The organism is Mesorhizobium sp. M2E.F.Ca.ET.209.01.1.1, from assembly GCF_004010375.2.
In the GTDB taxonomy this organism is placed as follows: Bacteria; Pseudomonadota; Alphaproteobacteria; order Rhizobiales; family Rhizobiaceae; genus Mesorhizobium.
In genome coordinates, this window is the sequence record NZ_SADP02000660.1 from 1 (window position 1) to 337 (window position 337).

1 pseudogene is annotated in these 337 nt (G+C 62.0%); it reads left to right on the forward strand.

Going from position 1 to position 337, the window contains the following annotated elements:
* A pseudogene (locus EN852_RS37335) lies at positions 1-337 on the forward strand (toluene hydroxylase); the annotation flags it as partial.

Genomic DNA, 337 nt, shown 5'->3' on the forward strand with positions numbered 1-337 from the left:
CTTGGAAACACGCCGAGTTCGGCCTCGGCACCTCCCTGATGCAGGCGCAGCGCTACGGCTACACCCAGATGATCAATAACGCCACGCTGACCAATTCCTCCTACAAGCTTCGCCTGGCGCAGGACATCACACTCTACCTCGCCGAGATCGGCATGGACATTCCCGGCTGGAACGACGAGCTCGGCAAGCAGGCCTGGCTCGAGGACGGCATCTGGCAGGGCACGCGTGAGGCGATCGAGACGATCATGGGGACCGCCGACTATCTGGAGCAGTACTTCGCCATCAACATCGTCTTCGAGCCGCTGGTGGGCGAGCTGTTCCGGTCGGGCTTCCTGAT